The following is a 26,769-nucleotide window of genomic DNA, read 5'->3' on the forward strand; positions in this document are numbered from 1 at the left end:
AAAAAGACCACGCGGGTCAATGAAAATCACTGCCAGTCGATGCTGTAGCCGAGGAACCGCTTGGAATCGACCGGATCGTAGCCAAGCTTCTTGCGCAGCTTCTTGCGCAGCTTGCTGATATGGCTTTCGACGACGTTCTCTTCGACGTCGTCATCGAAGATGCCGTAGATGGCATTGAAAATCTGCGTCTTGGAAACGCGGCGTCCGCGATTGGCGATCAAGTATTCGAGGATGCGGCGCTCACGGCGCGGCAAGGGGAACACTTCACCACCCACCTCCGGGTCGCGGCCATCAGAGAAAACCCGGATCGGTCCCGCATCGGTGAAATTCGAGATGACCTGCAATCGGCGACGGATCGCCGCTGCACGCGCAAGGATCTCACGGGGGTGCACCGGCTTGCGCACGACATCGTCAACGCCGCTGTCGAAAAGCGCCAGCGTCGATTCCAGCGAGGGCTGGTCGCTGACCGCGATCACCGGGGCCGTCGTGCGATCCCTGATCGCCTTCGGCAAAGAAAAGCTCCGGTCGCCCTGGCCGATCAGGAAGGCTTCAACAGCCGCAAGATCGCTTTCCGCCGCCGTCGAGACCCACTCCCCGAATTCGACCGGATCGAACCCGGTCGAGGGAATGCCCTCACGCCCAAATAGAGATGTATAGCCGTCTTTAACGAGCTCGCGCTCATCAACCACTACGATCATTCGTCCGCCTCCGAATCAGTGTGGTGTTTTCCAATGTGGCATTGGTACGAATCGGGGGATTCACGAACAACTGTAGAAAATCATCGATAGATATTAATAATTGATTAACCATTTTGTGCCGATTTGATCTATATATAGTGGGTATTAACCATATATGGCACAAAATTTTTGTGTAGAAATTTCAAAATTCCGAAAAAATCGCTTGAAGCGCCTTTTTTCGATCAATCTATCGCCACATTTCGAAATACGAGTCCCGCAACGTCTGAAGGCAATTTCAGGTTGTTATCCGTCACAGAAACTTTTCGCATTGGGGGTCCATTTCCCGTAGCCTGTCGCCACCAGATTGGCGATGACACGGCAGACATATTTCTTCTGCGCGGGGTCATTGTTCGGGCCTGCATGATAGCGCGCGACCGCCATGGTCCAGGTTTCATGCCTGTTGTGAAGGTTGCGCAGGAACATGGCGGCATATTCCACATTGCGGCGCGGATCGAACATTTCCCGCGCGGATGCGAAGTTTTCGCCATGAAAATAATGATTGATCTGCATGCATCCGAGGTCGATTAGCTTCGCGCCGTTGCGCTTCGCCGCCTCGAAAGTGGTCAAAGCCTCCTCGGTGGAGGCGGCAAATACCGGTTTTCCCTCAATATTCATGGCGTTAGGGTCGAGCCGTCCCTTGCGGCCCGTTTCGGTCAGCCCCACCGAATAGAGAATTCCCTCCGGCACGCCGTATTTGCGTGCCGCCGACTGAATCTCTCTTTCGCAGACACCTGATGTTGCCGAAGCGGACGCGTTGTCAGAGGTAGACGCCATTGTCATCAGAAGTGCGGGCAGACCCAAGAGCGCCATCCATGCCTTCATTATGCACCCCCAAATTATTGCCATTGCCTTGCCGGTCGCCGCGCGCCCCGGACTCGTCACGGTTGCGCCCGGCGGCGGCTTGCTGCCCCTGCTGCTGCGCCTGCTGATTTTGCTGATTGTTGCCTTGTGTGCCCGTTTGGTCACTCTTGTCGGAAGAAGCGACGCTGATAGTGATGTTGTCGACCGTCAGCCCCTGGGCCTTGAGGCCGTCAAGGATGCTCTTGCTGTCTTCCTGCAGCTTTTTATAGGCCGCAACACTTTCCACCGTCATGTGAACGGAAAGCTCGTCACCGGCAAGACGCAATGACATCGTCACCGACCCAAGCTCGATCGGCGTCATGTGCAGCTTCAGCGTATGGACGACCTTGCCTGTGCTGCTCTGGGCCGCCGCATTGGACAGCGACGAACCGGGCTGCATGGCGCTCACCCATTCCGGATCATTGACGATCAGGCCGGTCAGCGCCGAGGCGTTGGTCGAAGGTGCGAGGCCAATGAACCGCCGTGAATCGAGAACCGTTATGGTGTCGGTCGTTTTGCCGGTGCTTTCCCGCGCGTCGAACTCGACACGGCCGTCACGCTGAACCGTGCTCATATCCAAAGCACGGGCCGCGCCCGAACGCGGCGAGGAAAAACGGAATGCCGCGGCGTCGCCCTCGTTTTCCGAACCCGAACCCGCCTCGTTACCGGCGGGTGCAATCCCTGTCGGCATGTCCTTGATCGAGTGCTCGGCCTTGCTCCGGACGGGTTCACCCCGGTCTGATTTAACCGTGTCGGCCTTGCCGGCAATCGCCTGGGCAATTTCCTCAAGCGGTGTCTTGGCGGTCGCCATATCGGCAGCAGCGGCCGTCGCCAACTGCAGTTCCGTCAACTTCGGATCGATCGTATCGTCCGCCGCTTCGGCGCCCTTGTCGACGTTGTATTTGAGCTTCTTGCCCGTCTTGCCGTTTTCCGGCGTCGCGCGGACCGTTTTCACAGCGTTTTGAAACTCGGCCACGGCCTCCTGGGCACGACCTTCGCCGGTATGCTCCTTGACCATCGCATTGAGAAATGTTGGGGGGCGCTTGACCGGGACATCCATCTTTTCCGCCTCGCCATCGGGCTGCGACTGCTGTCCTTCAGCCGGATTTTCGTCCTGCTGACGCCGCGAATGCAGCGCGTGCGGCGGGCGCTCGTCCCGGACCGTGGAAAGGGCATCACCGAAACTGCCGCCTTTGGCGTCGTCCCTGACGCCGGCGCCGCCGGCGCGCGGATCGGATGGCGGCGCATTCACTATCGTGTTGATGTTTGCGTCGATCATGGTGCCCCCTCGCCTTTCTTCAACAGGCTGTCGATTTCATCGAGCTTGCTGCGGCCGCTCGTCACGAGCTGCCGCACATTATCGCCCTCGTCGTCAACCTTCTGGGTTTCGACCCGCCATATGCTTTTTGCATCGGCAGCGCCCGCCTCATTTTCGGGCGGATCCCGCCCGGTCTCATTCGCGGCCGCAGTCTCGGCCTCAACGCCGGCCTGCGGGGAAGGAGGACGAACCACCTGATCGGCAATCGTCCTTGCCGCCTCCCGCAAGGCCTTGTCCCGATCCGAAAGCTGCGCTTCGGGAATTTGCCCGATTGTCTCGATCGCGCTCACCACATCGGGCGTGCCGATATTGGAAAGGCTTTCATAGAGATTGGCCTGCACTTCCGGCTCACCCGGCAGTGCCGGAGACAGCGCCTTCGCCTTCAACGCCGCCATGCGCGCCAGTGAATCCTTGCCGCTGATCGCCGCCAGCCGCGAAAGCCGCAGATAGGCTTCCTTCTGCCTTTCCGCATCCATCATGGCAAAGGTTTCCTGTATCGCCTCATGGCCGATGGAATCGGCGCGCTTGACCACCAGCGAAACCAGAAGGTCTGCGAACTGGCTGGCATAGGGCGAATGCAGGAACCGCCGCGCATAACGCTGCGCATACTCGACGCCGCGCGCCGCATCGCCGTCCTCGACCGCAATGGCGAGCGAGCGGCGCAATGCGGCCTCCTCGACGATGGTGCCCGGCGCTTCGAGCCGGGCGATGTCGTAAAAGCCGAGCGCAGCCAGCGGATCGCGCGGGATTGTCACATTCCCGCTGATCAGCGCCAGATAGGCGCCAATCCGCTTGCCGCGATATTCCGGCACCATGGCCGCAATGCTCTGCGCGACAAGGGTTCCCTTGCCGGAGAGGTATTTGCGCAGGACATCGGCGACGCGGCTGTCGAAATTGCCATCCACATCGCGCGCGACCAGAAATTCCAGCGTGGACGGATTGCCGCCGCTCATCGCATAGATGAGCGCCGCATCGACATTGCGCGGATCCTTGAAGATCGCCGAAGGCGCGCTCTTCAGCCGCTCATCGATGGTCTGGAGTAGAAATCGCTGCATTTCCGAGGCGGAATGGTCGCCCATGGCGACCGAATCCTGCACGAATTGCAGGGAGCGCAGCATGGAATAGGGCATGAGATTGTCTTGCGACTGCGACAACGCCCTGCCCGGCTCGGAGCCGAGACCGCAAAGCGTCGCCGCAAGAAGAAGCCAGCGTTTCGAGGTTTTCGTCACTTTCACCCCCGATCGGCCTCAAGCAGAATTTCGATGCGGCGGTTGGCGTCCGCCATAGGGTCTGCCGGCACCTGCAATCTGCGGTCCGCAAAACCCGAGACCTGCTTTACCCGCTCTTCCGACAGACCACCGCGCACCAGCATGTAATAGGCGCTGTGAGCGCGATCCATGGAGAGCCGCCAGTTGTCATTGGCCTCGCCCTTGAACTGCCGTCCGTCGGTATGGCCGCGGATCACCACGCTGCCGCCGCGCTCCTGAAGCAGTTTACCGATTTTTTCCATGGCCAGAACCATTTCACGCCGGGGAACGGCCGATCCGATATTGAACATCGGCGTTTCCGTCTGGTCGGAAATGGTAAGCAGCAACCCGCCTTCCGCCGGCGTCACCACCAGACCTTCGGAAAGCCTGCCGGTGATGCCTGAGATTTGCTTTTCGATCTCCTCACGCAGCGTGTCGGCCTTTTCCCAGTCGGCATCGCTCGCCTTTTGCTCAACATCGCTTGCCTGTCGCGGCTCATCCGGCTTCGGCTGCGCAAGCGCTGCCTGCTCTGCGGCGTCCGGACGCTGCTGCGGCACCACGGCAGCGACTTCCATCGACTTGCCGTCTTCCGCGTTGTCGGCCGGTGTCTCGGACGCCTTAAGTGCGACCGCCTGAGCGTTTTCGGCCGCATCCTCTTGCTTGTTCTCGGCGAGTTGCTGCTGTTCAACCGGTTTTTGCGGTTGATCGGCGCGGGTGATTTTCACCTGCTGGGTCCAGAAATCGGGATCGAAGGGATCGCGATAGGCTTCACCGCCGCTAGCGCCCGTCGCCGGGCCGGAATCAGCAGCGCCGCCCTCGCCCTTGGCGCTGACATTGGCCTGCTGCCCCACCTGCTGGGCAATTTCGGCGAGCACGGAGTAAGGATTTTCGAAAAAGTCCGCTTCGGAGAAATTCGACTGTTCACCGGTCTGGGAGGTCAGATCTTCGCCCGTCGCCGCAGCGGAGCCTTTGGTGACTTTTTCCGCCTGGATGTTGGACTGATCCTTCTTCTGGACGCCCTCTTCCTTATCGACAGGCTTTTCCAACCCCTTGGACGAGGGTTTCTCATCGGATAGCTTGATAGGGTTAAAGTAGCTCGCGACCGAGGCCTTGGTTTCCTCGTTGGCGGCATTGACCAGCCACATCACGAGGAAGAACGCCATCATCGCCGTCATGAAGTCAGCATAGGCGATTTTCCACGCACCCCCATGGGCGCCGTCATGCCCGCCCTTGTGGCGCTTGACGATGATGATCTCGTTCTTGCCGTGGTGGTGATTTTCGCCTTCACTCATTTCATCACCTTGCGAAGACTGGACGCCCAGGCGGACATGCGCGTCACAAACACGCTTTCACCCAGCTCGACGGAAAGATCGATATCGGCGGTCTCGGTAAATTTCATCGTTTCTTCTTCAAAGCCCGGCTGCGTCTTCAGCCGCTCGAACAAATCTTTCGGGCCTTTCACGACAAGCGTGACCTCTTCGCCATCCGGCATGGCGCTACGCACCACATCCGCCAGCGCGGAGACCGCCTTGAGCGACAGCTTTTCCGTCAGGACCGGAGCAAGGATATTGGCGGTCTGCTCGCTGAGATTGGCTGCAATCGCGTCGATGCCCTCGCGCAGCCCCCGGGACAGGGAAGCTGCGATTTCTTCAAGATGGCCCGAACGCAGGGTTTCCAGCTCAGCCGTATGGGCAGCGATCAGCTCTTCCCTCTCCGCCTGCATCTTTTCAGTGATCTCGCGGGTGGCGTCTTCGCGACCGCGGGCGTAAGCCGCCTGTTTTTCACCTTCAACATCGACGGTTTCGAAGTCATCGAAACCCGTTGCGAGACCGACAAAAGCGGATGTGGCGTCGACATCCGCCAATGGATCGCCAAAGGCCATCCCGGCAGGCTGGGTGTCACCGAAGTCCTTGAGATATCGTGCAATGGACGCGCTCATGCCCGCCCCCAGCAAAACAGGCCAAAGGGGCGGTACATGTTTCGCTGCCTGCGATCTGACGCGTTCTGTCGCATTTCCGGACGGAAAACCGGAACCCACTTTTCCTGGAAATGCTCTAAGCCGTTTGGCGGCACCACCGTCATCCTTGCTACCCTGCCCGTCTCTTCCACGTTTCCCGGCCAGATCACGCCATGCAATCCGCCCCATATTGACCCGACGTTAGGTGTTCAAACTTGTGCGAAGATGAAGGCGGGCTCGATCAGCAAGCCTGCGCCCCTCCATCCCCTCGTGCCCACGCCGGCCAGACCCGTTACTTGAAGAGCTGGAGGATATTTTCCGCATTGGCGTTGGCGATGGAGAGCGCCTGGATGCCGAGCTGCTGCTGCGTCTGCAGCGCTTTCAATCTGGTCGATTCCTCGTTCATGTCAGCATCGACGAGACGGCCAACGCCCTTGTCGATCACATCCATCAGGCTGGAGACGAAATTGTCCTGCATGCTGATGCGGCTCTGCAGCGAACCCAGGCTGGAAGCCGTACTAGTCATCGCCTCAAGCCGCTTGTCCACGAAAGACATCATCATGTCGATGGCGTCGGCATCGGTATAGGTCGTGCCGCCGCCGGCAAAACCGCCCATGGCTGCCGCGACGACGTCAAGCTTGGCGAGATCGAGGGTGGAGACGGAAAACTCGAGGGAACGACCGGTCGAAGCCGTTCCACTGCTGGTGTCGTAAAACCAGTCGTTGCTACCGGTGTCACGATAGGCTGGGGAAACGGTGACGCCGCCGCTGGACGGATCTGTCGCCGTCACCTTGACCCATACATTTTCGGCGAGTCGCAGATAATTGTCGGTTCCGTTGCCGTAGACATTCGGATCGGTATTCGTATCCGCCGTCGCGGCATTCAGCGCGCCGATCTGTGCATCGGTCAGCTTCGGCACGACATAGCTCGTATCCGTCGTCGTGCCAGCAGTCGTTGACGTCTGGGTGACTTCATATTCCGTCTTGCTGACAAAAACGGCGTTCTTGTCGAGAATCCCGAGCTTTCCGCCACTGAGGTCGAAAAGCACGGTGCTGCCGTCGAGCGTGTAGTCGACGGTGGTGACCCCGACATTGCCCGAGCCCGTGCGCGTGAAGGATGCAACTACCTTTTTGATGATCGCTTCTTCAACCGGCGGCGTGCCGCCGTTGCTGATGCTGGCCTGCAGCCAATTTTCACCCGAGAAGGAGGCCGATTCGGAGATGCTCTTCAGCTGTTCCTGAAGCTGTTTGATTTCATCCTGAATCTTGCTGCGGTCGGCGCCCACGCCGTAAGCCGCAACGAGCTTGGCCTTGATCTGCTTGACAACCTCAATCGTGCTTTCAAGCGCATCATAGGCGGTATCGACCTTGGCGGCTCCCAGACCCAAAGCATCCTGCACGGCCGAAAGCGCATTATTGTCGGAGCGCATCGTCGTTGCAATGGACCAGTAGGCCGCATTATCCGCGGCCGTCTCGACACGGTAGCCGGAAGATACGCGCGCCTGTGTTGTCTCGAGGCTCTTGTCGATCATGCGCAGGGTTTGCAGCGCGGCCATCGCCGCCGCATTGGTCAAAATGCTGGTCATGGGGTCCACCCAACTCAAAATTTAAAAAGAAATCCGGCGCGGTGCCGACAACGAGCAGAAGCATCATGCGCATCGCCAATGGTCTGTACCGACCACCGCGACCTGCCGTTCGTTAACAAATCGTTAATGCGATAGGTAACAAACAACGAGACTGATTTGCAAGGCGTTCCTCACCTTCGCAGCCGGGTTTCGCATAAACCGGCAGGCTTCGGGCAAGCCCGGATCAAAACGCACCGGAAAAACGCGGTTGCGCCCGTGATATGAACGAGCGCAACTTACTTGATGAAAAGATGTGGCGGCTGATACGGTTAAGCCGCTTCGCCCTGACGGGTGGCCACGAATCGGGCAGCAGCCAGGCTGTGGCGGAGAAACTCGGTATTCTCGTCCGGGTTTTCGGAAGGGTTCTGAAACGAGACGTGATTGATCTCGATCGCCGCATGCTCGTTGGCGAGTGTCAATCGCGCATAGACCGTGGCGCCCTTCGGCTTCAGCTCGAGATCGAGAACGATCTCCGGCGCGCCTTCCCATTCGAGCTTATATTCGCCGCCGGTGCCGAAATTGATCGTACCAGGATGGTAATAAAGCTCCGCCGCCGAGGAAACGAGGTCGGCGATGCTGCCGTAGCACTCGAATCGAAGCAGCGAAATCAGGTCGGCCGGGTCTAACAAGCGTAATTCGGTGGCGATCGGGTTGATCGCCTCTGCGACGATCATTTCCCGCTGTTCGGAATAGGCGGATTTTTTCATTGGTTTTATTGAACCCGTATTTTCGATGACTTCATGGCGTAAACCCGATGAACGAGCTCCGCCACAGCCTTGTAGAAGGCTGGTGGAATCACACTATCTACCGAGACTTGCGCAAACATGGAGCGTGCAAGCGGTGGGTCTTCAAAAACAGGGATATTGTTTTCTTCCGCAATCTCGCGGATTTTCAATGCGATAAGGTCCTGACCCTTGGCAACGACGACAGGTGCGTCTCCTTCTTCGCGCACGTAACGCAGTGCTACCGCAAAGTGTGTCGGGTTGGCGATGACGAGTGTCGCGCGCGGCACGTTGTTGATCATGCGGCGGCGGGCACGGTCGCGGGCGATCGAGCGCTGGCGGGACTTGACCACCGGGTCACCCTGCGACTGCTTGTATTCTTCCTTCACCTCATGCTTCGTCATTTTCAGCTGGCTGAACCAATGATGGCGCGTCCACAAGACGTCCACGGCGGCGAGCAGCGCTGTCGAGAGCAGGATGACCACCATCATTTTCTTGACGATTTCAACCAACCGGACGAAAATCACCTGCGGATCGGAAAACATCAGATCGATGAGGCTATAGAAATCACCGCGAAGCGCGAAGAACATGATGACCGAAACGATCATGATCTTGAACACCGATTTGGCGAATTCCACAAAGCCCTGCTTGCTATAGATACGGGTGAAGCCTTTTGCCGGTGAAATGCGTGACCATTGCGGACGCACCCGCTCCAGCACCGGCGACGGCAGGTTCTGCAGGAACGACGAGGCAAGCCCGAAAACGATGAACATGATCATGGCCGGCATGAGCAGGTAAGCAACGGACGTGCCGAGAAAATAGAGCAGCGACAGGGCATCCGGCCGGGTGCTGAGGTTCCATTGTTCGGGCTGGCCGAACAGGTCCTTCAGGGTGACACCGAGACGGCCGGCACCATCGGGCAGGAAAAAAACCAGATAGCAGTAAAAGGCGAGCGACGACGCAAAGATAGGCACTTCGCGCGAAAATGGCAGATTGCCCTTTTCCGCGGCATCACGGAGTTTTTTCTCCGTGGGGTCTTCTGTTTTACTGTCCTTGTCCTGATCGTCTGCCAAGGCACGTTCCCGAAATAAAAAAGGCCCGCCGATCCCGGCAGGCCGTCATCCCGAAACTAGCGCCCGTGAGCGGCCATCGCAATGGCCGGTTTCGGCGTAAAAGCCGGTTATCAACCGGCTTCCGCTTAAGCTGCGGCCGACTGTTCGTCCGCGGCGGCTTCCTTTAGCTGGATCTGGCCGGAATTGGCGAGCCGGATCGCTTCTTGAGCGACGGCGCGGCGTGCGATCGCCACTTCGCGGGTATTGATCGAGGCTTGCGGCACGGAAAGGTCCGATTCGATCATACGGCGCTGGCGCGGGCTGATGCTGGAAAGCACGCATTCCTTGATTTCCATCGTGGCGCCGCGTAGCGCCATGGTCAGAACATCGGCCGAAACATCGTTGAGCAGCAGGACGCGGCTGCGCTGCGGCATGAACATGAGGTCGTCGAAGAGGAAGATCTTCGGCTTGACCTTGTTTGCGGCTTCCTTGCTGAGCGTTTCGAGCGAGCTGAGCAACGTGTCGACCTGCGGCTTGTCCAGTTCGTTCATCAGATCGGCAACCTTTGTCGAGCCGCCGGCATTGCGCTCGGCCTCGATCTCGTTGATGAGGTTGACCACGCGCTTCTCGATGATCTGCGCGGCGGTCGGGCTGACTTCCTTCATGTTTACCGTACGGTTCATGATGTCGGCGCGTTGCTCTTCCGGAATGGTCAGGAGAACCTTGGCGCCAAAAGAGGAAGGCAGCATGGAGAGAATATAAGCGATGGTCTGCGGATGCTCGCGCAACAGGAACTTGCCGACGAATTCCGGCTCGGCTTCCTGAAGACGGTCCCAGATCGACGCTTCATAGGCCTGGAAGGCCGCGCGGCGACCGAGAAGGCTGTCGACTTCTTCCGGTGTCAGCCCTTCTTCGAGAATGCTTTCGATTGCCTTGGCATTGTCCATCAGGCCCGTTCCTTCCGTGAACAGGTCTTCGAATTCCGCCACGATCTGCGCGAGCTCATCCGGAGGAATGACGCGCAGGGTCTGAGCCGAGGAAATGATCATCTGCAATTCGTGCTGCGTGAAAAACTTCAGCAGCTTGCCGGCGACGCCCTTGCCCATGGCAAGAAGCACCGCGGCCGCCTTGTCGGCCTGAGACAACGGCTTGCCCGCAATGGGGTTACCGAAATCCTCGAAGTCCATCATGGTCTTTCCTCTCCGTCCCCACAGGGATCAGGCTTTCTTCGTACTCAGTACTTCAATCAATTTTACGCCGAAGCGCGTATCGTCGTCTTCCAGAACCGTTATCTCACCGCGCGCAATACGGCGGCCATTCACCATGATTTCAACCGGCTCGCCGATCTTGCGGTCGAGTGCGATCGTTGCTCCTTCTTCAAGGCTCATCAGCCCCGAAACGAGCATTCTGCTGGTGCCAAGAACGATCTGGACATCGATCGGGATGTCCATGATCATTTCCATGTTTTCGGACAATCCGCTGCCAAGCGGCGCCTTCACACCCGCAACCTGCGGGGCGGCGGCAAAATCGTCCATCGCAAAATCGTCCGTTCCGCCACCGAAGGCGGAAAGATCGGTGTCCGTCGAAACCTCGTCCGTCGTTCCGAAATCGCCGAAGTCGCCGAAATCGGAGAGCGAGCCTTCCGCATCCGTCTTGAGGACGCCACGCAGATCGCCGATAGCCTGGTCGAGGTCGCCGTCGTCTTCAAACGACGGCAGCGCCGCATCATCGGTCACAGGTGTTTTCTTCGTAGCCATGCGCTGATTATTCCCTTTGAAACTTGCGTCAACCTGCCCAAATCCTCGAAGGCCGGGCAGGATTTTAACCCATCAAATGTCGTAAGATCTCGTCGTCAGTGCTGACATTGTTCTTCACCCGAACCATGTAGCGGTTGCCGGACTTGCCGAATTCGCAATTATAGAGCTTGGAACCGTTGGCGCTGACCTCAACGCCGATATCGTCCTGCTTCAGAGCCTGAAACGGAATGACATCGCCGGCCACCAGCTTGGAAATCGTCCTGAGCGTCAGTGTTTCGAGCTTGATGCGCGCCTCGAGCGTGACCTGCGATCGCTTCACTTGCTCCGAAATCATTTCCATCCATTCCTCCTGCTTCTTCAGCGCCTGGGCTGAAGCCTTGGGGGCGACGATGGAAGTCTTGAGCAGGGCGCGCTGCGGCACGATCAGCGAGAACTCCGACGATACCTTGCCAATATCGACCTTCAGGCGGATGGTCACGCCGTAAAGGCCGGCGATCATCTCGTCGAAGGCGCTTTTGCCGTTGGAATTGAATGGCGGATCGATGGTTGCCTCAAATCCGCCCGGCGCGTTGACACCGGAGCGCAGGACACCTGCGATGCGGCCAAGAACCATGGCCGCGAGATCAAGCTCGATATGGGATAGGCTGCGCTCGTCCGGCTCGCCAATCATGTCCGGCGACGCGCCCAGCATGCGCTCCATGAGCGCGATGACGAAACCGTTGCCGACCGTCATCATGAAATTGGGGCACCAGTTGCGCAGGGAACAATCGGCAACCGCGACATTGCTCCCGACATTGGCGATGAGATCGGTCATCAGTCCCGATTCGGAACCGACATATTCGACGTCGATCGCGATGCCGGTCTCGCTGTGGAAGATGTCTGGCAGGAACTCGCTGTAGAGATGGCCGATATCGGAACCGATCTTGGCGATCGTCTTGCGATCGGATAATCCGCCCGTCAACTTTGCCAGAAGGGCCGTGTCGATGGCCGGTGCTTGTTGCGCTGCAGCTTTTGCCATCGTCATGCCGCCTTGTTTTCGCCGCCGGGGTTCATCATCTCCTGCTCGACGGCGTCAATAGATGGCCGCTCGTAGTTGGAGATGGTCTTGCGGCCATATTCGAGTGCGACCTGCGGCACCGAGCCGTTCATGTAAGCGATCAGCGTCTGCTTGACGATGATGTAGAGGCGGTGCTGCTTGGTGCGGACGATCTTGACCTGGGACGCCAGCGGGTTGCAGATCGAATAGGACAGGATGATGCCGAGCATGGTGCCGACGAGCGCGGCGCCGATGAGGCCGCCCAGCACTTCCGGCGATTCGTTGATCTTGCCCATGGCCTTGATAACGCCGAGAACCGCCGCGACGATACCGATGGCAGGGAAGGAATCCCCCATGGTGGTAATCGCGTGATAAGGTTTCAGCTTGTCGTTCAGGATGGTTTCGATTTCCTCATCCATCAGCGCCTCGATTTCGTGGCTTCGGGCGTTGCCGATGATGATGAGGCGAACATAGTCGCAGATGAACGAGGTCAATTCCTTGTTCTTCAGAACCGATGGCGCGCTCTGGAAAATCGAGGATTCTTCCGGATTGTCGATATGGGCCTCGATCTCGTTGCGCGATTTCGTGCGCAGGTCGCGCATCAGCGAATAGAGCACGCCGAGCACGTCGAGATAGTTTCGCTCCTTCGGGACCGAATGCTTGAAGGCCTCGCCGAGCGCCTTGCCCGAATCCTTCACGACTTTCATGGGGTTCGCCATGATGAAGCCGCCGAGACCGGCGCCGCCGATGATCATCAATTCGAACGGCTGAACCAGCACGTCCAGATGACCGCCCATCGCCATGTAGCCGCCGATGATGCAGCCGAAGGTGATTATAAGTCCAATTACAATATTCATTGATCGACCACGCCCGAACAGTGTTCCATAGCGACATGTCTAAAAAATGTGGCTTGCGTGAACCTGTCCGCAAAGCCGCTCTCGCATTCCTGTCTCCAGCCAGTTTCGCACAAGCAAGCCACGGCACTATGCCGACAAAGGCGGACGTGCGCCTTGAGATCGGGATCAAACGAGAGCGGCGGTTCAGTGACTTCCACCTACACCAGCTACAGACTGATCAGTCAGGATATCGGCAAATCGCTTGAGCGGGTCTCGGAACAGCCCGACGTGGCGCGCGAGACCGAATATTATCGCGCGAAGATCGGCGACGTGAAATCCATCGACGACTTCATGGCCGATACGCGCCTTTACAATTACGCGCTGAAGGCCCACGGCCTTGAGGACATGGCCTATGCTAAGGCTTTCATCCGCAAGGTGCTGACGGAAGGCGCCTCGGACAAGGACGCTTTCGCCAACAAGCTTTCCGACAGCCGTTATGCGGATTTTGCGAAGTCGCTGGATTTTGCCGGCCTGGGCGCAGCGGCGACTTCGGTCGACGCGGCCCAAACGGGCGTCATCAGCAAATACACGCGCCAGACCCTGGAACAGGAAGCCGGTGACGACAATAACGGTGTCCGGCTCGCCCTTTATTTCGAACGCAAGGCATCAACCATCACATCCGGCCTCGATTTTCTCGCCGACGACGCGCTCGCGCAGGTGTTTCGCACAACGTTCAACCTCCCCGACGCATTTTCCGCGGCCGACATCGACAAACAGGCGGCGCTCATCGAAAAGAGCATCAATATCAAGGATCTGCAGGACCCCGAAAAGGTTGGAAAGCTGCTCGAGCGTTTCACCATCATGTGGGAAATGCAAAACCCCTCGACGACCTACGACCCTTTGGCCGTTTTCGGCTCCTCCAGCGGCTACGGCATTTCCCCTGACCTGCTGATCTCGATCAACTCCCTGAAACTCGGAGGCAAATGATATGCAATCCGGACTATATGTCGCCCTCTCCTCACAGATAGCGCTGGAGCGCCGTCTCACCACCATTTCCGACAATATGGCGAATGTGAACACCGTCGGTTTTCGCGGTTCCGAAGTGAAATTCGACGAAATGGTCGCCAAGAATCACAATGACATGAACGCTCGGGTGGCCTTCGTTTCGCAGGGCAACGACTATCTTTCCACTCGTCAGGGCGCTTTCGAGCAGACTGGCAATTCCTTCGATTTTGCCATCAAGGGCGACGCCTGGTTTTCGCTGGATACCCCCGATGGCCAGATTCTGACCCGCGACGGCCGTTTCACCATGCGTCCGGACGGCGCGCTCATCTCCTCGAGCGGTTATCCCGTTCTCGATGCCGGCGGCGGTCCGATCCAGCTCAATCCGAATGGCGGCCCGATCACCGTCGGTCTCGATGGAGCCATCCGGCAGAACGAAAACATCGTCGCTACCCTCGGCATCTTTCAGGCGGATTTTTCGCAGGGTTTCCTGCGTCATCCCAATAGCGGCGTGAAGCCGGTGGCCCAGCCGGTTCCGGTGGTCAACAACCATGAAGTCGGCATCGTTCAGGGTTACCTCGAGCAGTCGAACGTCAACGGCATTTCCCAGATGACCCAGCTCATCCAGGTCAACCGCGCCTTTGAAAGCATCTCCTCGCTGATGCGCGATACCGAATCGACCTTCGGCGAGGGCATCAAGACGCTTGGCGGCGCGCGTTGAGGAACTGAGTAATGACAATGCCGGAATCCATGCTCTCGGCTGATGCCATTTCACCGAAGCTCGCGCAGCTGGCGAGCCTCGCCGGGCATTATGCCGATCCGGAGTTCTCGGTTGCGCATGGCGGTCATGTCCGCACCATCGCCGCCGGGCACTATACGGTTTCCGGCCTGTCGCGGCATGTGCGGCTCGGTGAATTCGTCGCCCATCGCAGCGCGACCGGCATTCATCTCGGCGAAGTGGTGCGCGTGGAGCCGGACATCTGCTATGTCTGCCCCATCGAGCCCGGCGAGCCGATCGGCATTCACGACACCGTCATCCGCAAGGGCGCTTTCCGCGTCGCGCCCGATAACAGCTGGTGCGGCCGCACGATCAACGCGCTGGGCGAACCCATCGACAATCAGGGGCCGCTTGCGCCGGGCATTGAACGTCGCTCGATTTCAAACAACGCACCACCCTCGATGACCCGCAAGCGCGTGGAGACACCCTTTAAGACGGGTGTCCGCGCTATCGATATCTTCTCGCCGCTTTGTCTCGGGCAGCGCCTTGGCATTTTTGCTGGCTCCGGCGTCGGTAAATCCACGTTGCTGTCAATGCTCGCCAAGGCAGATGCCTTCGACAAGGTGGTGATTGCGCTTGTCGGCGAACGCGGCCGTGAAGTGCGCGAATTCATCGAAGACACGATGGGCGAGAACATGAGCAAGTCCATCGCCGTCGTTGCGACAAGCGATGAAAGCCCGATGCTGCGCAAGATGGCCCCGCTTTCCGCCGTTACCATCGCCGAGCATTTTCGCGATCAGGGCGACAATGTTCTTCTCATCATCGACAGCGTGACGCGATTTGCCCATGCGATCCGCGAAGTGGCGGTCGCTTCGGGCGAACCGCCTGTCGCACGCGGTTATCCCGCTTCGGTCTTTACCGAACTGCCGCGACTGCTGGAACGGGCGGGACCGGGCGCCGAAGGCACCGGCACCATCACCGCCATCGTCTCCATCCTCGTGGATGGCGATAATCATAACGATCCGATTGCCGATTCGACCCGCGGTATTCTCGACGGTCATATCGTGCTTGACCGCAGCCTTGCCGAAGAAGGCCGTTACCCGCCGATCAATCCGCTCGCCTCGATCTCCCGTCTCGCCAAGAAGGCCTGGACACCGGATCAGGAAAAGCTGGTCTCGCGCCTCAAGGCGCTGGTGCATCGCTTCGAGGAAACGCGCGATCTTCGCCTCATCGGCGGTTATCGGCCCGGTACCGACCCCGATCTCGACATGGCGGTGAAGCAGGTGCCGATCATCTATGAAACGTTGAAACAACTGCCGAGCGAGCCGGCAGCGCTGGATGCCTATGCCGACCTGGCGACCGCATTGCGCGGCGGCGCGCAGAACGGTCAGCCGCAGGTAACCCCGAGAATGAGAGGCTGACCCGTGAGGAAAAAGCGGAACGACAATAGCCACGATGAAGACGTGCTGCCGAAGCCCGTTTTCTTTACACCCGACCGTATTCTCGCATGGACGGGCATCGGGCTCGCCGCTGCAGCAGCCTTTTTCCCCTGGTACGTGTTTTTCAATGAAGAAAAATTCGGCATGAAGGTGGCGGGCGGCGATCGCACGCGCGATCTGCCCCATACCGGGCCGCGGGAAGTCTTCAGCGTTTCGCCGATGGCCATGACCAACCGCAACAAGGAAGACACCCCGCCGCCGGCGGAGCTGCCCGACATGCTGACGACGGCCACCGTGAACGCAGGCGGCAAGGAAAAACAGAACGACCTGGCAGCGGGCATTGAAGATCAGCCCTTCCCCGGCCAGACATCGTTCCGTCTGCTGCATGTCTCCAATGGCCGCGCCCTAATTGAGGACGGTTCGGGCATGTATATGGTGAGGGTAGGTTCTACCCTGCCTGACAATGCGCTGCTGACGAAGATCGAGCAACGCAACGGCGAGTGGTTGATAGAGACGTCCTCCGGAAGAACCTATCATCCGGAAAAATAGTCCGGCCACCCGTGAGCGGAAGGCCGCGTTGCGCATCTCGGTGACAACACTCCCAAAGCAAAACTTCCCGATGACCGCCGCAAAGACCCCTTTGCGGCGTCATTCCATCGGTAATCTGGGCTGTCCCCGCAGTAGCCGTCAGGGACGGCTCTGCGAGTCCCGCGGTTTATTTTCTCTGGTTGCCGGCAAAAGCCGCCGTCACACCGAGACCGATATAGACGAAACCGCTAACCCAACGTTCAGCGCTGAGATAAACCGGGCTGCGCTTCAGCCAGTTGCCGGCCGTTCCCGCCACAAGGGCATATGTCCCATCCGTCAAAACGCCGATCACCGTGTAGAGAATGCCGAGAAAAGCGATCTGCATTGCCACATGGCCCCTTCCGACCTCAACGAACTGCGGCAGGAAAGCCAGAAAGAACAAGGCCGTCTTCGGATTGAGGAGGTTGACGATGAAGCCCTCGCGAAAGATGCGCATGCGGCTGCGCGTCGGCAAACCGCCCTCGATATCGGGAATGTCCGACGAGCCGAAGAGCTTTTTGAGGCCAAGCCAGATCAGATAGGCCGCACCGGCATATTTCACCACGCTGAAGGCGAGCGCAGACGAGGCGAGCAGCGCCGACAATCCGACAGCGGCAGCGACGACATGAACGAGTGTCGCCGTATGGATGCCAAGGATTGAAACAAGACCGGCGGAACGACCCTGTTCGACCGAGCGTGCGAAGATATAAAGGACTGCGGGGCCGGGCACGAGAAGCAGCACCAGCGTGGCGCTGACGAACAGGCCGAGATTGGCGGCACTTGGAATTACCAGATCCATGATTGTCTCCCATCGTTCTCACCACTCTAGCGCTAATATCGGGCCGCGTTCAAGGTGAATCGAATCCGCTTCCGACCCACCCTGCACGGCGCTCTCTGGAATGGGCGTGACAGCCGCATTGGCCATTCAAAGCGACGCGTGCCGCAATGGAGACATGCGCTTTTATCTCCGGCAGACCCTCTTCCGTCCCGCTTCCGGCCTTTGGCCAGCGCCTTCTCCCCTCCCCGCAAGTCTGACGCAAGATTAGCCCCGTAGGTTCGGGGCATACGAGATGGAGAAGTCTATGCAACCGATTCAACTGTTCGAACTGGCATCCCGCCAAGCGGAATGGCTGAGCGTGCGGCAGGAAGTCGTGGCGACCAACATCGCCAACGCCAACACACCCAAGTTCCACGCCAAGGATGTCAGCCCTTTCGAAGCGGTCATGCAGGCCACCAGCCAGCAAGTCGGCATGGCGAGGACCAACCCTGCCCACTTCGGCGAGAGCACCCTCAGCGACAATATCGCAGTGCGCGACAACCCGATCAACAACGAGATCGGCATGCAGGAGTCCGGCAATTCGGTCGCGCTCGCTGAAGAAATGACCAAGACCGGCGAGATCAAGCGGCAGTACGAGCTGAACGCCAATCTCGTCAAATCCTTCCATCGCATGATGCTGATGACGGTTAAGAGGTAAGCCATGGATCCCTTGAGTGCGGCGAGCAAGATCGCCGGCAGCGGTCTCGAAGTGCAGTCCACGCGCCTGCGCATTGTTTCGGAAAACATTGCCAACGCCAGATCCACCGGCGACACCCCCGGCGCCGACCCCTATCGCCGCAAGACCGTCACCTTCGGGTCCGAGCTCGACCGCGTCAGCGGCGTAGAGCGCGTGACGGTGAAGAAGCTCGGCGTCGACCGTGGCGATTTCATCAACGAATACGACCCCGGCAACCCGGCCGCAGACAGCAACGGCATGGTGAAGATGCCCAACGTCAACATCCTGATTGAAATGGCGGACATGCGCGAAGCCAACCGCAGCTACGACGCCAATCTTCAGGTCATCCGCCAGACGCGCGACCTCGTCGCCTCCACAATCGACCTTCTGAAGGCATCGCAATGATCGACGGTATCAAGCAAGTCAGTTCCCTTTCGCTCACCCGCGGCGCAAGCGGTATTTCCTCGCTGACGGAAAGCGTTTTCGGCAGCGAGCAGACGACGCCCGCCCAGCAGACGGGCGCAAGCTTCGCCAGCGTTCTCGGCAATATATCGGTGGATGCGATGAACAATCTGAAGAAGGCGGAAGTCGCTTCCTTCGAAGGCATTCAGGGCAAGGCGAATACGCGTGAAGTGGTCGATGCCATGCTTTCGGCCGAACAGTCGCTGCAGACCGCCATCGCGCTCCGAGACAAGATCGTGTCGGCCTATCTCGACATTACCAAAATGCAGATCTAGCCCACAGGAATATTGACATGAGAGCTCTTGCCATCGCTGCCACCGGTATGGACGCCCAGCAGACCAATCTGGAAGTCATTGCCAACAACATCGCCAACATCAACACCACCGGCTACAAGCGCGCGCGTGCGGAGTTCACCGACCTTCTTTACCAGACCGAGCGTATGCAGGGCGTGCCGAACCGCGCCAACCAGGCGATCGTGCCCGAGGGCGCCAATATCGGCCTCGGCGTACAGACCTCGGCCGTGCGCAACATCCACACCCAGGGCAATCTGATCGAGACCGGCAACAAGCTGGACGTCGCGATCATCGGCCAGGGCTGGTTCCAGATCGAGGCGGCCGACGGTTCGACGCTTTACAGCCGCGCAGGCGCCTTCAACAAGAATGCCGACGGTAATCTGGTGACGGTCGACGGCTATAACGTCATCCCGAACATCAATATCCCGACGGACGCGCAGGACATCACCGTGACCCGCACGGGTCAGGTCACGGCCCGCATCGGCAATGCCACCGATTTCACCGAACTCGGCCAGCTGACCATCGCCAACTTCGCCAATGAAGCAGGCCTGAAGCCGCTGGGCGACAACCTCTTCGCCCAGACGCCGGCCTCCGGCGACGCGGTCGTCGGCGTGCCTGATGATCCGAGCTACGGCTACATCAAGCAATCCTACCTCGAAGGCTCGAACGTCGACGCCGTCAAGGAAATCACCGATCTGATCACGGCGCAGCGCGCCTACGAGATGAATTCCAAGGTCATCACCACCGCTGACGAAATGGCTTCGATTGTCAGCAAGAACCTGAAGTAAGAACGGAAAGGCAGGCGAACATGAGGTTTGGCCGGAAACATAGCAGCAACAGAACGGCGCTCGTCCGTATGTGCCTTGCGTCTGCCTTTTCGCTGGGGGCGCTTGCCCCCGCCCTTGCACAGGCGCCGATGGCGCTGGTCCCGACGCGCACCATCTATCCGGGTGAGACCATCTCGCCTGACCAGGTGAAGCCTGTCGAAGTGACCAATCCCAATATTTCCTCGGGTTATGCGAGCGATATCAGCGAAGTGGAAGGCATGATCTCCAAGCAGACCCTGCTTCCCGGCCGCACGATCCCCGTTGCCGCCTTGCGCGAACCGTCGCTCGTCACGCGCGGCACCAGCGTCAAACTCGTTTTCACAATCGGCAATATGACGCTGATGGCTTCGGGGACGCCGATGACCGATGGCTCGCTCGGCGAAGTCGTGCGGGTACGCAACATCGATTCCGGCGTGATGGTCAGCGGCACGGTCATGAAGGACGGAACCATTCAGGTGATGGCGAAATGAGAGTGCTTCGTATCCTGGCCGCGGCCGTTCTGTTTTCGGCCCAACCTTTCCTCTCGCTGCCCGCAGCCCATGCGGACACATCCCGTATCAAGGATATCGCATCGCTGCAGGCCGGGCGTGACAACCAGCTGATCGGCTACGGTCTCGTGGTCGGCCTGCAGGGCACAGGCGACAGCCTGCGCTCCTCGCCGTTTACCGAGCAATCCATGCGCGCGATGCTGCAAAACCTCGGCATCACCACGCAGGGCGGCCAGTCGAACGCCAAGAACATCGCCGCCGTGATGGTGACAACCAATCTGCCACCCTTCGCCAGCCCCGGCAGCCGTGTCGACGTGACAGTCAGCTCGCTGGGCGACGCCTCGTCGCTGCGCGGCGGCACGCTCATCATGACCTCGCTTTCGGGCGCAGACGGCCAGATTTACGCGGTCGCGCAGGGTGCGCTGATCGTCAACGGCTTTTCCGCACAGGGCGATGCCGCGACGCTGACGCAGGGCGTCACCACCTCCGCCCGCGTGCCGAACGGTGCGATCATCGAGCGCGAACTGCCGTCCAAGTTCAAGGATTCGGCCAATCTGGTCCTTCAGCTGCGCAACCCGGACTTCTCGACGGCCGTGCGGGTCGCGGATGTCGTCAACGCCTTTGCCCGCGCCCGTTACGGAGATGGCATCGCCGAGCCGCGCGATTCGCAGGAAATCGCGGTGCAGAAGCCGCGCACCGCTGATCTGACGCGACTGATGGCGGAAATCGAAAATCTGACGGTCGAGACGGATACGCCTGCCAAGGTCGTCATCAACGAACGTACCGGCACCATCGTCATCGGTGCGGATGTGCGCATTTCCCGCGTCGCCGTCAGCTACGGAACGCTGACCGTGCAGGTGACGGAATCGCCGCAGGTCATCCAGCCGGCGCCATTTTCGCGCGGCCAGACAGCCGTGCAGCCGCAGACGGATATCATGGCCATGCAGGAAGGCAGCAAGGTCGCCATCGTCGAAGGTCCCGACCTTCGCACACTGGTTGCCGGTCTCAACAGCATCGGGCTCAAGGCGGACGGTATCATCGCCATTCTGCAAGGCATCAAATCCGCTGGTGCCCTTCAGGCGGAGCTTGTGCTGCAATGATGGAACATCAGAAGAAAAACATATTCCCGAATGGCCTTACTCGCTTCGCGGCCGTCGCCTCGCTGCTATTCCTTCTGCCGGCCGCTGGCGCGGAAAGCCAGCAGAATGTGGTGTCCGAACTCAGCACGCAGGATGAAATCCAGAAATTCTGCACCAACATCGCCGATGCGGCCCGCGACCAGCGTTATCTTATGCAGAAGCAGGAGCTGGAAAAGCTGCAGTCCGACGTCAATGAGCGCATTGCCGTGCTGGAAGACCGCAAGGCGGAATATGAGGACTGGCTGGCGCGCCGCGAACATTTTCTCGCCCAGGCGAAAGCCAATCTTGTTGATGTCTACAAGACGATGAAGCCGGATGCCGCAGCACCCCAGCTCGAAAAGATGCATGTGGAGATCGCCGCCGCCATCATCATGCAGCTGCCGCCGCGCCAATCCGGCCTGATCCTCAGCGAAATGGATGCGGCGAAAGCCGCAACCGTCGCCGGCATCATGTCGCAGGCAACCGACAAAAACACTTCGAAGGATCCTTCATGACCGCGCGTCGTCTTCCGGCCCTCCTCCTGCCGCTCGCTCTGCTTGCCGGCTGCCAGAACAACCAGACCCTGAAGGAAATCGGCAACGCGCCCGCGATGAGCCCGATCGGCAGCGGCCTGCAATTCAGCCAGACGCCGCAGATGGGCATGTATCCCAAGCAGCCGAAGCACATGGCCAGCGGCTATTCGCTGTGGAGCGACAGCCAGGGTGCGCTGTTCAAGGACCTTCGCGCGCTCAACATCGGCGACATTCTGACCGTCAACATCCAGATCAATGACAAGGCCGATTTCGACAATGAGACCGAGCGCAACCGCACCAATGCCAGCGGCCTGAACTGGAAGGCCAAGGCCGAAATCTTCGGCTGGACCCCGGAAGCGGACTCGAGCATCAAATACGGCTCCGACACCGACACCCAGGCGAAAGGCAAGACCAAGCGTTCCGAAAAGCTGACGTTGCTGGTGGCCGCCGTGGTGACCGGCATTCTGGAGAACGGCAACCTCATCATCAGCGGCTCGCAGGAAGTGCGCGTGAACCACGAAATCCGCATCCTCAACGTCGGCGGTATCGTCCGGCCGCAGGATGTCGACGCCCAGAACATGATCTCCTACGAGCGTATCGCCGAAGCACGAATCTCCTATGGCGGCCGCGGACGTCTGACGGAAGTGCAACAGCCCCCGGTCGGGCAACAGGTCGTCGACCTGTTCTCGCCGCTCTGACGCCGGTACACGGGAACGGACTGACCCATGGAAAACGAACAGGTAGAGGGCAAGAAAAAATCCTCCCCTCTGGTCATGACCATCGCAGGCGTTGCGATCCTCACCCTGGTCGGTGCGGGCGGCGGCTGGCTCGTGGGCGGCATGATCGCGCCGAAGATCGCCGGTGCGGAGGCCCATGCCACGGCCGCTGCCGGCGGGCACGGTGAGAAAAAGGACGAGGGCATCGAGAAAATCTCGGCTGAGGCGAACGGCATCGTCCAGCTCGATCCCATCACCACCAACCTCGCCTATCCCTCGACGAACTGGGTGCGGCTGGAAGTGGCGCTGATGTTCAAGGGGCCGGTCGAGGTGGGGCTGGCGGAAGATATACACCAGGATATTCTCGCCTATGTCCGGACCGTTTCCCTTCAGCAACTGGAAGGGCCGCGCGGCTTTCAATATCTTAAGGATGACATTCAGGAACGAGTTGACCTGCGCTCTCAAGGGCGCGTATCCAAGGTCATGTTCCGGACCTTTGTCATCGAATGATTCGATTTCTTGTAACCATCGCCGTCCTTCTCGCTTTGCCGGGCCTTGCCAGTGCCCAGCAATTCCCGTCCGATCTGTTCAACACGCAGATAGACGGCTCCGTCGCGGCGTGGATCATCCGCACCTTCGGCCTGCTGACGGTTCTGTCCGTCGCGCCGGGCATCCTGATCATGGTCACGAGCTTTCCGCGCTTCGTGATCGCCTTCTCGATCCTCAGATCCGGCATGGGACTGGCTTCGACCCCTTCCAACATGATCCTGCTGTCGATGGCGATGTTCATGACCTTCTACGTCATGTCGCCCACCTTCGACAAAGCCTGGACCGACGGCGTACAGCCGCTTCTGCAGAACCAGATCAACGAACAGCAGGCCGTGCAGCGCATCGCGGAGCCCTTCCGTACTTTCATGAACGCCAATACGCGTGACAAGGATCTGAAGCTGTTCGTGGACATCGCCCGCGAGCGCGGACAAGAAGTGATGACCGACAATGTCGTCGACTACCGCGTGCTGGTTCCGGCCTTCATGCTGTCGGAAATCCGGCGCGGTTTCGAGATCGGCTTCCTCATCATCCTGCCGTTTCTGGTCATCGATCTGATCGTCGCCACCATCACCATGGCAATGGGCATGATGATGCTGCCGCCCACCTCCATCTCCCTGCCGTTCAAGATTTTGTTCTTCGTGCTGATCGACGGCTGGAACCTGCTTGTCGGCAGCCTCGTCAGATCGTTCAACTAACGGCCATCTGCGCCGGATTGACACCCGTTAACCCTGTTTTTTAACCCCGCAGCCCAACGGCAGCGGGGTTTTCGCATTTTGATGCTTTGTTTACCATTTTCCCTAGGCCCTGAGTAACTATATTTATAAACAGAAAAATCACCATTTAACTAAATAACTCAGTAACCATAAGTATTTTCCAGTATTTCTTGGCACTCAAATTAATAATTGCGCAATTTTTCGCTGCGAAATTCCAATCACACGCAGCGGGTTTGGTTTCCGAAACTAAGAATTTCTGAACCGAGTGGCATGAAGCCGAAACGTTGCGACCGGTAATACCAAGTCCGGAATGTCCCCACTCCAGTATTTCGTAAAAACAAGGGACACATTTATTATGGCAAGCATTCTCACCAATGTCGGCGCAACCGCCGCTCTCCAGACTCTCCGCTCGATTGCTTCCAACATGGAAGACACGCAGGGCCGCATCTCCTCCGGTCTGCGCGTCGGTTCGGCTACCGACAACGCTGCTTACTGGTCGATCGCAACGACCATGCGTTCGGACAATGAAGCTCTTGGTGCCGTTCAGGACGCCCTCGGCCTCGGCGCTGCGAAAGTAGACACGGCCTATGCAGGCATGGAAGCTGCTATCGACGTCGTGAAGGAAATCAAGAACAAATACGTTGCCGCCAGCGAACAGACTGCGGACCGCGGCAAGATCCAGGAAGAAATCACCCAGTTGAAGTCGCAGCTTATTTCGATCGCGGAAAGCGGTTCGTTCAACGGCGAAAACTGGCTGCTCAATGATCTCAGCTCCGCGAACAAAACCGTGGTTTCCGGCTTCGTCCGCGCTGCTGACGGCACGACGTCCGTTAAGACGACGGCTTATACACTTTCGGCCACCAACGTACTGTTCGAAGCTGCTGCCGGCACCGGCGGTATTCTGGGCGCCACCTACGCTCTGGCGAACATGGACGCGACGACGACCGATGCAACCGTCGCAACCAACCTCAGCACCGTCGAAGCCGCTCTGAAGGCGATGACCAGCGCTGGCGCCAAGCTCGGCTCTGTTTCCATGCGTATCGACCTGCAGCAGGACTTCGCAACGAAGCTCTCCGACTCCCTCGAAAAGGGCATTGGCCGCCTCGTCGACGCCGACATGAACGAAGAGTCCACCAAGCTGAAGGCTCTGCAGACGCAGCAGCAGCTGGCAATCCAGGCTCTGTCGATCGCCAACAGCGACTCGCAGAACATCCTGTCGCTCTTCCGCTAAGAGCCGAGCTTCTCAATAGCCCTTCGGGGCTGGGGGATCCATTTCTTCCCATAAGCAAACGGGGGCTGACCGAACGCGGATTGGGATAGAAAGCATAAAGGTCCGAAAGGCTGAATCGGACTGAATGCATCCACGAGGCCGCATCCGGAAACGGATGCGGCCTTATCTTTTTCTTAAACTTTCGGGGATACGCGCGCGTGCGCGCGAGGGTTGCAATTTTAAATTTTTCGGGGATGAATTTCTTTCCGCGCTTATCAATTCATTAACCAAACCCGCGTTACCTAATGCACATCGAAACGGCGAGCTAACGTTAAAAATCAGCCAGTTAGCAGGCATGATGCTGTACGCCGTTCCCGGTGAAACCGGAATGTCCCTTCTTTAATCAGCCATTCAAGGGGCACACTACTATGACGAGCATTATCACGAATGTCGCAGCAATGTCTGCGCTCCAGACCCTGCGCTCTATCGGCCAGAACATGGAATCCACCCAGGCACGCGTTTCCTCCGGCCTTCGCGTTGGCGAAGCTGCGGACAATGCTGCTTACTGGTCGATCGCGACCACCATGCGCTCCGACAACATGGCGCTTTCCTCGGTTTCCGACGCTCTCGGCCTCGGCGCCGCCAAGGTAGACACCGCTTCTGCCGGTATGGAATCGGCAATCGAAGTCGTGAAGGAAATCAAGGCAAAGCTGGTCACGGCAACGGAAGAAGGCGTCGACCGCACCAAGGTTCAGGAAGAAATCGGCCAGCTCCAGAAGCAGCTCGCATCGATCGCACAGGGCGCATCCTTCTACGGCGAAAACTGGCTGGTAGGCGCTTCGACCCTCGGCGCAGCAACACCCGGCACGGCCCCGGACAAGTCGGTCGTTGCCGGCTTCGTTCGCTCCACCGGTGGCGCCGTTAACGTCACGACCACGAAATACGCCCTCGACAGCACCGCTACCGGCAATACGCTCTTCGGCTCGGTCGACTCGGCAGGCGTCCCCGACACGACCGGCATTCTCGGCACGACCGGAACATTCACAACTGTCGCCGCCCAGTCCGTCTACACGCTTGATATCACCCAGTATGCAGCCGCAGACCGCGCCACCAACATGGCCGAAGCCTTGACGCTGGTTGAAAACGCCCTGAAGGCAATGACTAGCGCTGCAGCAAAGCTCGGTTCGCTCTCCATGCGTATCGGCCTGCAGGAAGATTTCGCTTCCAAGCTGTCCGACTCCATCGACAAGGGCGTCGGCCGCCTGGTGGACGCTGACATGAACGAAGAGTCCACCCGCCTCAAGGCTCTGCAGACCCAGCAGCAGCTCGGCGTTCAGGCTCTCTCGATCGCCAACAGCAACTCCGAAAGCATCCTGTCGCTCTTCCGTTAATCGAAGACCGAAAGCGAAAAAATCAACCGCGCCGAAAGGCGCGGTCAGACTGCTGACAAACCCCTGGCGTGAGCTGGGGGTTTATGATTCATTGGGACATGTTGAAGAAACCTGCTCCTGAACA

The 26,769-nt window shown here is 59.0% G+C and carries 29 protein-coding genes and 1 pseudogene; 16 read left to right on the top strand and 14 right to left on the bottom strand.

Features of this window, described 5'->3' with window-relative positions:
• Positions 1-26: 26 nt before the first annotated feature.
• The 13 genes from BS627_RS11700 to motA form a co-directional block, all read right to left on the bottom strand.
• Positions 27-698 carry a response regulator transcription factor gene (locus tag BS627_RS11700; RefSeq protein ID WP_046800597.1) on the bottom strand — a complete coding sequence of 224 codons (672 nt, stop codon included), beginning with the start codon at positions 696-698 and terminating at the stop codon, positions 27-29.
• Between the two features lie 282 nt (positions 699-980).
• Positions 981-1,547 (bottom strand): lytic transglycosylase domain-containing protein, encoded by a 567-nt coding sequence (locus BS627_RS11705; protein ID WP_165691231.1) that lies wholly within the window; start codon positions 1,545-1,547, stop codon positions 981-983.
• On the bottom strand, positions 1,495-2,856 hold the full coding sequence (locus tag BS627_RS11710) for a flagellar hook-length control protein FliK (protein ID WP_077983397.1): 1,362 nt from the start codon (positions 2,854-2,856) through the stop codon (positions 1,495-1,497). The genes BS627_RS11705 and BS627_RS11710 overlap by 53 nt, the downstream gene beginning before the upstream one ends.
• Positions 2,853-4,130 carry a chemotaxis protein MotC gene (gene motC, locus BS627_RS11715; RefSeq protein WP_077983398.1) on the bottom strand — a complete coding sequence of 426 codons (1,278 nt, stop codon included), beginning with the start codon at positions 4,128-4,130 and terminating at the stop codon, positions 2,853-2,855. Before motC ends, BS627_RS11710 begins: the two co-directional genes overlap by 4 nt.
• The gene (locus BS627_RS11720) at positions 4,127-5,434 is read right to left on the bottom strand and encodes a MotB family protein (protein WP_077983399.1); all 1,308 of its coding nucleotides are present in this window, start codon (positions 5,432-5,434) and stop codon (positions 4,127-4,129) included. Before BS627_RS11720 ends, motC begins: the two co-directional genes overlap by 4 nt.
• A complete protein-coding gene (locus BS627_RS11725) occupies positions 5,431-6,081 on the bottom strand; it encodes a hypothetical protein (RefSeq protein WP_077983400.1) in 651 nt (216 codons plus the stop codon). Before BS627_RS11725 ends, BS627_RS11720 begins: the two co-directional genes overlap by 4 nt.
• Positions 6,082-6,391: 310 nt before the next feature.
• A complete protein-coding gene (locus tag BS627_RS11730; protein WP_077983401.1) occupies positions 6,392-7,684 on the bottom strand; it encodes a flagellin N-terminal helical domain-containing protein in 1,293 nt (430 codons plus the stop codon).
• Positions 7,685-7,992: 308 nt separating this feature from the next.
• Complete coding sequence (locus tag BS627_RS11740; protein WP_077983402.1) at positions 7,993-8,430, bottom strand: hypothetical protein; 438 nt, start codon at positions 8,428-8,430, stop codon at positions 7,993-7,995.
• 5 nt (positions 8,431-8,435) lie between these two features.
• Positions 8,436-9,518, bottom strand: coding sequence for a flagellar biosynthesis protein FlhB (gene flhB / locus BS627_RS11745; protein WP_077983403.1), 1,083 nt, complete (start codon positions 9,516-9,518; stop codon positions 8,436-8,438).
• A gap of 125 nt (positions 9,519-9,643) precedes the next feature.
• Positions 9,644-10,687: a flagellar motor switch protein FliG gene (fliG, locus tag BS627_RS11750; protein WP_077983404.1), complete on the bottom strand. Its 1,044-nt coding sequence runs from the start codon at positions 10,685-10,687 to the stop codon at positions 9,644-9,646.
• Positions 10,688-10,714: 27 nt separating this feature from the next.
• Complete coding sequence (gene fliN / locus BS627_RS11755) at positions 10,715-11,254, bottom strand: flagellar motor switch protein FliN (protein ID WP_077983405.1); 540 nt, start codon at positions 11,252-11,254, stop codon at positions 10,715-10,717.
• Positions 11,255-11,318: 64 nt separating this feature from the next.
• The gene (locus BS627_RS11760) at positions 11,319-12,278 is read right to left on the bottom strand and encodes a FliM/FliN family flagellar motor switch protein (protein ID WP_165691232.1); all 960 of its coding nucleotides are present in this window, start codon (positions 12,276-12,278) and stop codon (positions 11,319-11,321) included.
• Positions 12,275-13,147 carry a flagellar motor stator protein MotA gene (gene motA, locus BS627_RS11765; protein WP_020010426.1) on the bottom strand — a complete coding sequence of 291 codons (873 nt, stop codon included), beginning with the start codon at positions 13,145-13,147 and terminating at the stop codon, positions 12,275-12,277. The genes BS627_RS11760 and motA overlap by 4 nt, the downstream gene beginning before the upstream one ends.
• Positions 13,148-13,333: 186 nt before the next feature.
• Between motA and BS627_RS11770 the strand changes: the two genes are divergently transcribed.
• The 4 genes from BS627_RS11770 to BS627_RS11785 are packed head-to-tail and all read left to right on the top strand — an operon-like array spanning position 13,334 to position 16,834.
• The gene (locus tag BS627_RS11770; protein ID WP_089153245.1) at positions 13,334-14,113 is read left to right on the top strand and encodes a DUF1217 domain-containing protein; all 780 of its coding nucleotides are present in this window, start codon (positions 13,334-13,336) and stop codon (positions 14,111-14,113) included.
• Between the two features lies 1 nt (position 14,114).
• The gene (gene flgF / locus BS627_RS11775) at positions 14,115-14,849 is read left to right on the top strand and encodes a flagellar basal-body rod protein FlgF (RefSeq protein ID WP_077983406.1); all 735 of its coding nucleotides are present in this window, start codon (positions 14,115-14,117) and stop codon (positions 14,847-14,849) included.
• 11 nt (positions 14,850-14,860) lie between these two features.
• Positions 14,861-16,267, top strand: coding sequence for a flagellar protein export ATPase FliI (gene fliI, locus BS627_RS11780; protein WP_077983407.1), 1,407 nt, complete (start codon positions 14,861-14,863; stop codon positions 16,265-16,267).
• A gap of 3 nt (positions 16,268-16,270) precedes the next feature.
• On the top strand, positions 16,271-16,834 hold the full coding sequence (locus tag BS627_RS11785) for a hypothetical protein (protein WP_089153246.1): 564 nt from the start codon (positions 16,271-16,273) through the stop codon (positions 16,832-16,834).
• Between the two features lie 166 nt (positions 16,835-17,000).
• Here BS627_RS11785 and BS627_RS11790 read toward each other — a convergent pair whose 3' ends face one another.
• On the bottom strand, positions 17,001-17,651 hold the full coding sequence (locus BS627_RS11790; protein WP_077983408.1) for a LysE family translocator: 651 nt from the start codon (positions 17,649-17,651) through the stop codon (positions 17,001-17,003).
• A 283-nt stretch (positions 17,652-17,934) separates the two neighbouring features.
• Between BS627_RS11790 and flgB the strand changes: the two genes are divergently transcribed.
• The 12 genes and pseudogenes from flgB (at position 17,935) to BS627_RS11855 (ending at position 26,645) form a co-directional block, all read left to right on the top strand.
• Positions 17,935-18,327 (top strand): flagellar basal body rod protein FlgB, encoded by a 393-nt coding sequence (gene flgB, locus BS627_RS11795; RefSeq protein ID WP_077983438.1) that lies wholly within the window; start codon positions 17,935-17,937, stop codon positions 18,325-18,327.
• Between the two features lie 3 nt (positions 18,328-18,330).
• Complete coding sequence (flgC, locus tag BS627_RS11800) at positions 18,331-18,750, top strand: flagellar basal body rod protein FlgC (RefSeq protein WP_065114841.1); 420 nt, start codon at positions 18,331-18,333, stop codon at positions 18,748-18,750.
• On the top strand, positions 18,747-19,082 hold the full coding sequence (gene fliE, locus BS627_RS11805; RefSeq protein WP_020811276.1) for a flagellar hook-basal body complex protein FliE: 336 nt from the start codon (positions 18,747-18,749) through the stop codon (positions 19,080-19,082). The genes flgC and fliE overlap by 4 nt, the downstream gene beginning before the upstream one ends.
• Positions 19,083-19,099: 17 nt before the next feature.
• Positions 19,100-19,888 carry a flagellar basal-body rod protein FlgG gene (gene flgG / locus BS627_RS11810; RefSeq protein WP_077983409.1) on the top strand — a complete coding sequence of 263 codons (789 nt, stop codon included), beginning with the start codon at positions 19,100-19,102 and terminating at the stop codon, positions 19,886-19,888.
• Between the two features lie 20 nt (positions 19,889-19,908).
• A complete protein-coding gene (gene flgA, locus BS627_RS11815; protein WP_077983410.1) occupies positions 19,909-20,397 on the top strand; it encodes a flagellar basal body P-ring formation chaperone FlgA in 489 nt (162 codons plus the stop codon).
• A 65-nt stretch (positions 20,398-20,462) separates the two neighbouring features.
• Positions 20,463-21,515: pseudogene (locus BS627_RS11820) on the top strand (flagellar basal body P-ring protein FlgI); the annotation flags it as partial.
• Positions 21,512-22,048, top strand: coding sequence for a MotE family protein (locus tag BS627_RS11825; RefSeq protein WP_077983412.1), 537 nt, complete (start codon positions 21,512-21,514; stop codon positions 22,046-22,048). The pseudogene BS627_RS11820 and the gene BS627_RS11825, both read left to right, overlap by 4 nt.
• Positions 22,045-22,764, top strand: coding sequence for a flagellar basal body L-ring protein FlgH (gene flgH / locus BS627_RS11830; RefSeq protein WP_077983413.1), 720 nt, complete (start codon positions 22,045-22,047; stop codon positions 22,762-22,764). The genes BS627_RS11825 and flgH overlap by 4 nt, the downstream gene beginning before the upstream one ends.
• Before the next feature lie 27 nt (positions 22,765-22,791).
• A complete protein-coding gene (locus tag BS627_RS11835; protein WP_077983414.1) occupies positions 22,792-23,292 on the top strand; it encodes a flagellar basal body-associated FliL family protein in 501 nt (166 codons plus the stop codon).
• Entirely contained in the window at positions 23,289-24,026 is a 738-nt protein-coding gene (fliP, locus tag BS627_RS11840) for a flagellar type III secretion system pore protein FliP (RefSeq protein ID WP_059760555.1), read from the top strand. Before BS627_RS11835 ends, fliP begins: the two co-directional genes overlap by 4 nt.
• A gap of 373 nt (positions 24,027-24,399) precedes the next feature.
• Positions 24,400-25,275 (top strand): flagellin N-terminal helical domain-containing protein, encoded by an 876-nt coding sequence (locus BS627_RS11845; RefSeq protein ID WP_077983415.1) that lies wholly within the window; start codon positions 24,400-24,402, stop codon positions 25,273-25,275.
• A gap of 407 nt (positions 25,276-25,682) precedes the next feature.
• Positions 25,683-26,645 (top strand): flagellin N-terminal helical domain-containing protein, encoded by a 963-nt coding sequence (locus BS627_RS11855; protein ID WP_077983417.1) that lies wholly within the window; start codon positions 25,683-25,685, stop codon positions 26,643-26,645.
• Positions 26,646-26,769 lie beyond the last annotated feature (124 nt).

This window comes from Agrobacterium salinitolerans, from assembly GCF_002008225.1.
Lineage (GTDB): Bacteria > Pseudomonadota > Alphaproteobacteria > Rhizobiales > Rhizobiaceae > Agrobacterium > Agrobacterium salinitolerans.

What these genes read in the sequence shown, in the direction of transcription:
- flgH (WP_077983413.1), top strand. Translation starts at nt 22,045, where the DNA reads ATGACCGCGCGTCGTCTTCCGGCCCTCCTCCTGCCGCTCGCTCTGCTT.
- fliP (WP_059760555.1), top strand. Translation starts at nt 23,289, where the DNA reads ATGATTCGATTTCTTGTAACCATCGCCGTCCTTCTCGCTTTGCCGGGC.
- flgB (WP_077983438.1), top strand. Translation starts at nt 17,935, where the DNA reads ATGCAACCGATTCAACTGTTCGAACTGGCATCCCGCCAAGCGGAATGG.
- fliI (WP_077983407.1), top strand. Translation starts at nt 14,861, where the DNA reads ATGACAATGCCGGAATCCATGCTCTCGGCTGATGCCATTTCACCGAAG.
- flgG (WP_077983409.1), top strand. Translation starts at nt 19,100, where the DNA reads ATGAGAGCTCTTGCCATCGCTGCCACCGGTATGGACGCCCAGCAGACC.
- BS627_RS11845 (WP_077983415.1), top strand. Translation starts at nt 24,400, where the DNA reads ATGGCAAGCATTCTCACCAATGTCGGCGCAACCGCCGCTCTCCAGACT.
- BS627_RS11705 (WP_165691231.1), bottom strand. Translation starts at nt 1,547, where the DNA reads ATGGCGCTCTTGGGTCTGCCCGCACTTCTGATGACAATGGCGTCTACC.
- flgF (WP_077983406.1), top strand. Translation starts at nt 14,115, where the DNA reads ATGCAATCCGGACTATATGTCGCCCTCTCCTCACAGATAGCGCTGGAG.
- BS627_RS11825 (WP_077983412.1), top strand. Translation starts at nt 21,512, where the DNA reads ATGATGGAACATCAGAAGAAAAACATATTCCCGAATGGCCTTACTCGC.
- motA (WP_020010426.1), bottom strand. Translation starts at nt 13,147, where the DNA reads ATGAATATTGTAATTGGACTTATAATCACCTTCGGCTGCATCATCGGC.
- BS627_RS11730 (WP_077983401.1), bottom strand. Translation starts at nt 7,684, where the DNA reads ATGACCAGCATTTTGACCAATGCGGCGGCGATGGCCGCGCTGCAAACC.
- flgC (WP_065114841.1), top strand. Translation starts at nt 18,331, where the DNA reads ATGGATCCCTTGAGTGCGGCGAGCAAGATCGCCGGCAGCGGTCTCGAA.
- BS627_RS11720 (WP_077983399.1), bottom strand. Translation starts at nt 5,434, where the DNA reads ATGAGTGAAGGCGAAAATCACCACCACGGCAAGAACGAGATCATCATC.
- BS627_RS11710 (WP_077983397.1), bottom strand. Translation starts at nt 2,856, where the DNA reads ATGATCGACGCAAACATCAACACGATAGTGAATGCGCCGCCATCCGAT.
- BS627_RS11760 (WP_165691232.1), bottom strand. Translation starts at nt 12,278, where the DNA reads ATGACGATGGCAAAAGCTGCAGCGCAACAAGCACCGGCCATCGACACG.
- BS627_RS11725 (WP_077983400.1), bottom strand. Translation starts at nt 6,081, where the DNA reads ATGAGCGCGTCCATTGCACGATATCTCAAGGACTTCGGTGACACCCAG.
- fliN (WP_077983405.1), bottom strand. Translation starts at nt 11,254, where the DNA reads ATGGCTACGAAGAAAACACCTGTGACCGATGATGCGGCGCTGCCGTCG.
- fliG (WP_077983404.1), bottom strand. Translation starts at nt 10,687, where the DNA reads ATGATGGACTTCGAGGATTTCGGTAACCCCATTGCGGGCAAGCCGTTG.
- BS627_RS11790 (WP_077983408.1), bottom strand. Translation starts at nt 17,651, where the DNA reads ATGGATCTGGTAATTCCAAGTGCCGCCAATCTCGGCCTGTTCGTCAGC.
- fliE (WP_020811276.1), top strand. Translation starts at nt 18,747, where the DNA reads ATGATCGACGGTATCAAGCAAGTCAGTTCCCTTTCGCTCACCCGCGGC.
- flgA (WP_077983410.1), top strand. Translation starts at nt 19,909, where the DNA reads ATGAGGTTTGGCCGGAAACATAGCAGCAACAGAACGGCGCTCGTCCGT.
- BS627_RS11700 (WP_046800597.1), bottom strand. Translation starts at nt 698, where the DNA reads ATGATCGTAGTGGTTGATGAGCGCGAGCTCGTTAAAGACGGCTATACA.
- BS627_RS11740 (WP_077983402.1), bottom strand. Translation starts at nt 8,430, where the DNA reads ATGAAAAAATCCGCCTATTCCGAACAGCGGGAAATGATCGTCGCAGAG.
- BS627_RS11835 (WP_077983414.1), top strand. Translation starts at nt 22,792, where the DNA reads ATGGAAAACGAACAGGTAGAGGGCAAGAAAAAATCCTCCCCTCTGGTC.
- BS627_RS11855 (WP_077983417.1), top strand. Translation starts at nt 25,683, where the DNA reads ATGACGAGCATTATCACGAATGTCGCAGCAATGTCTGCGCTCCAGACC.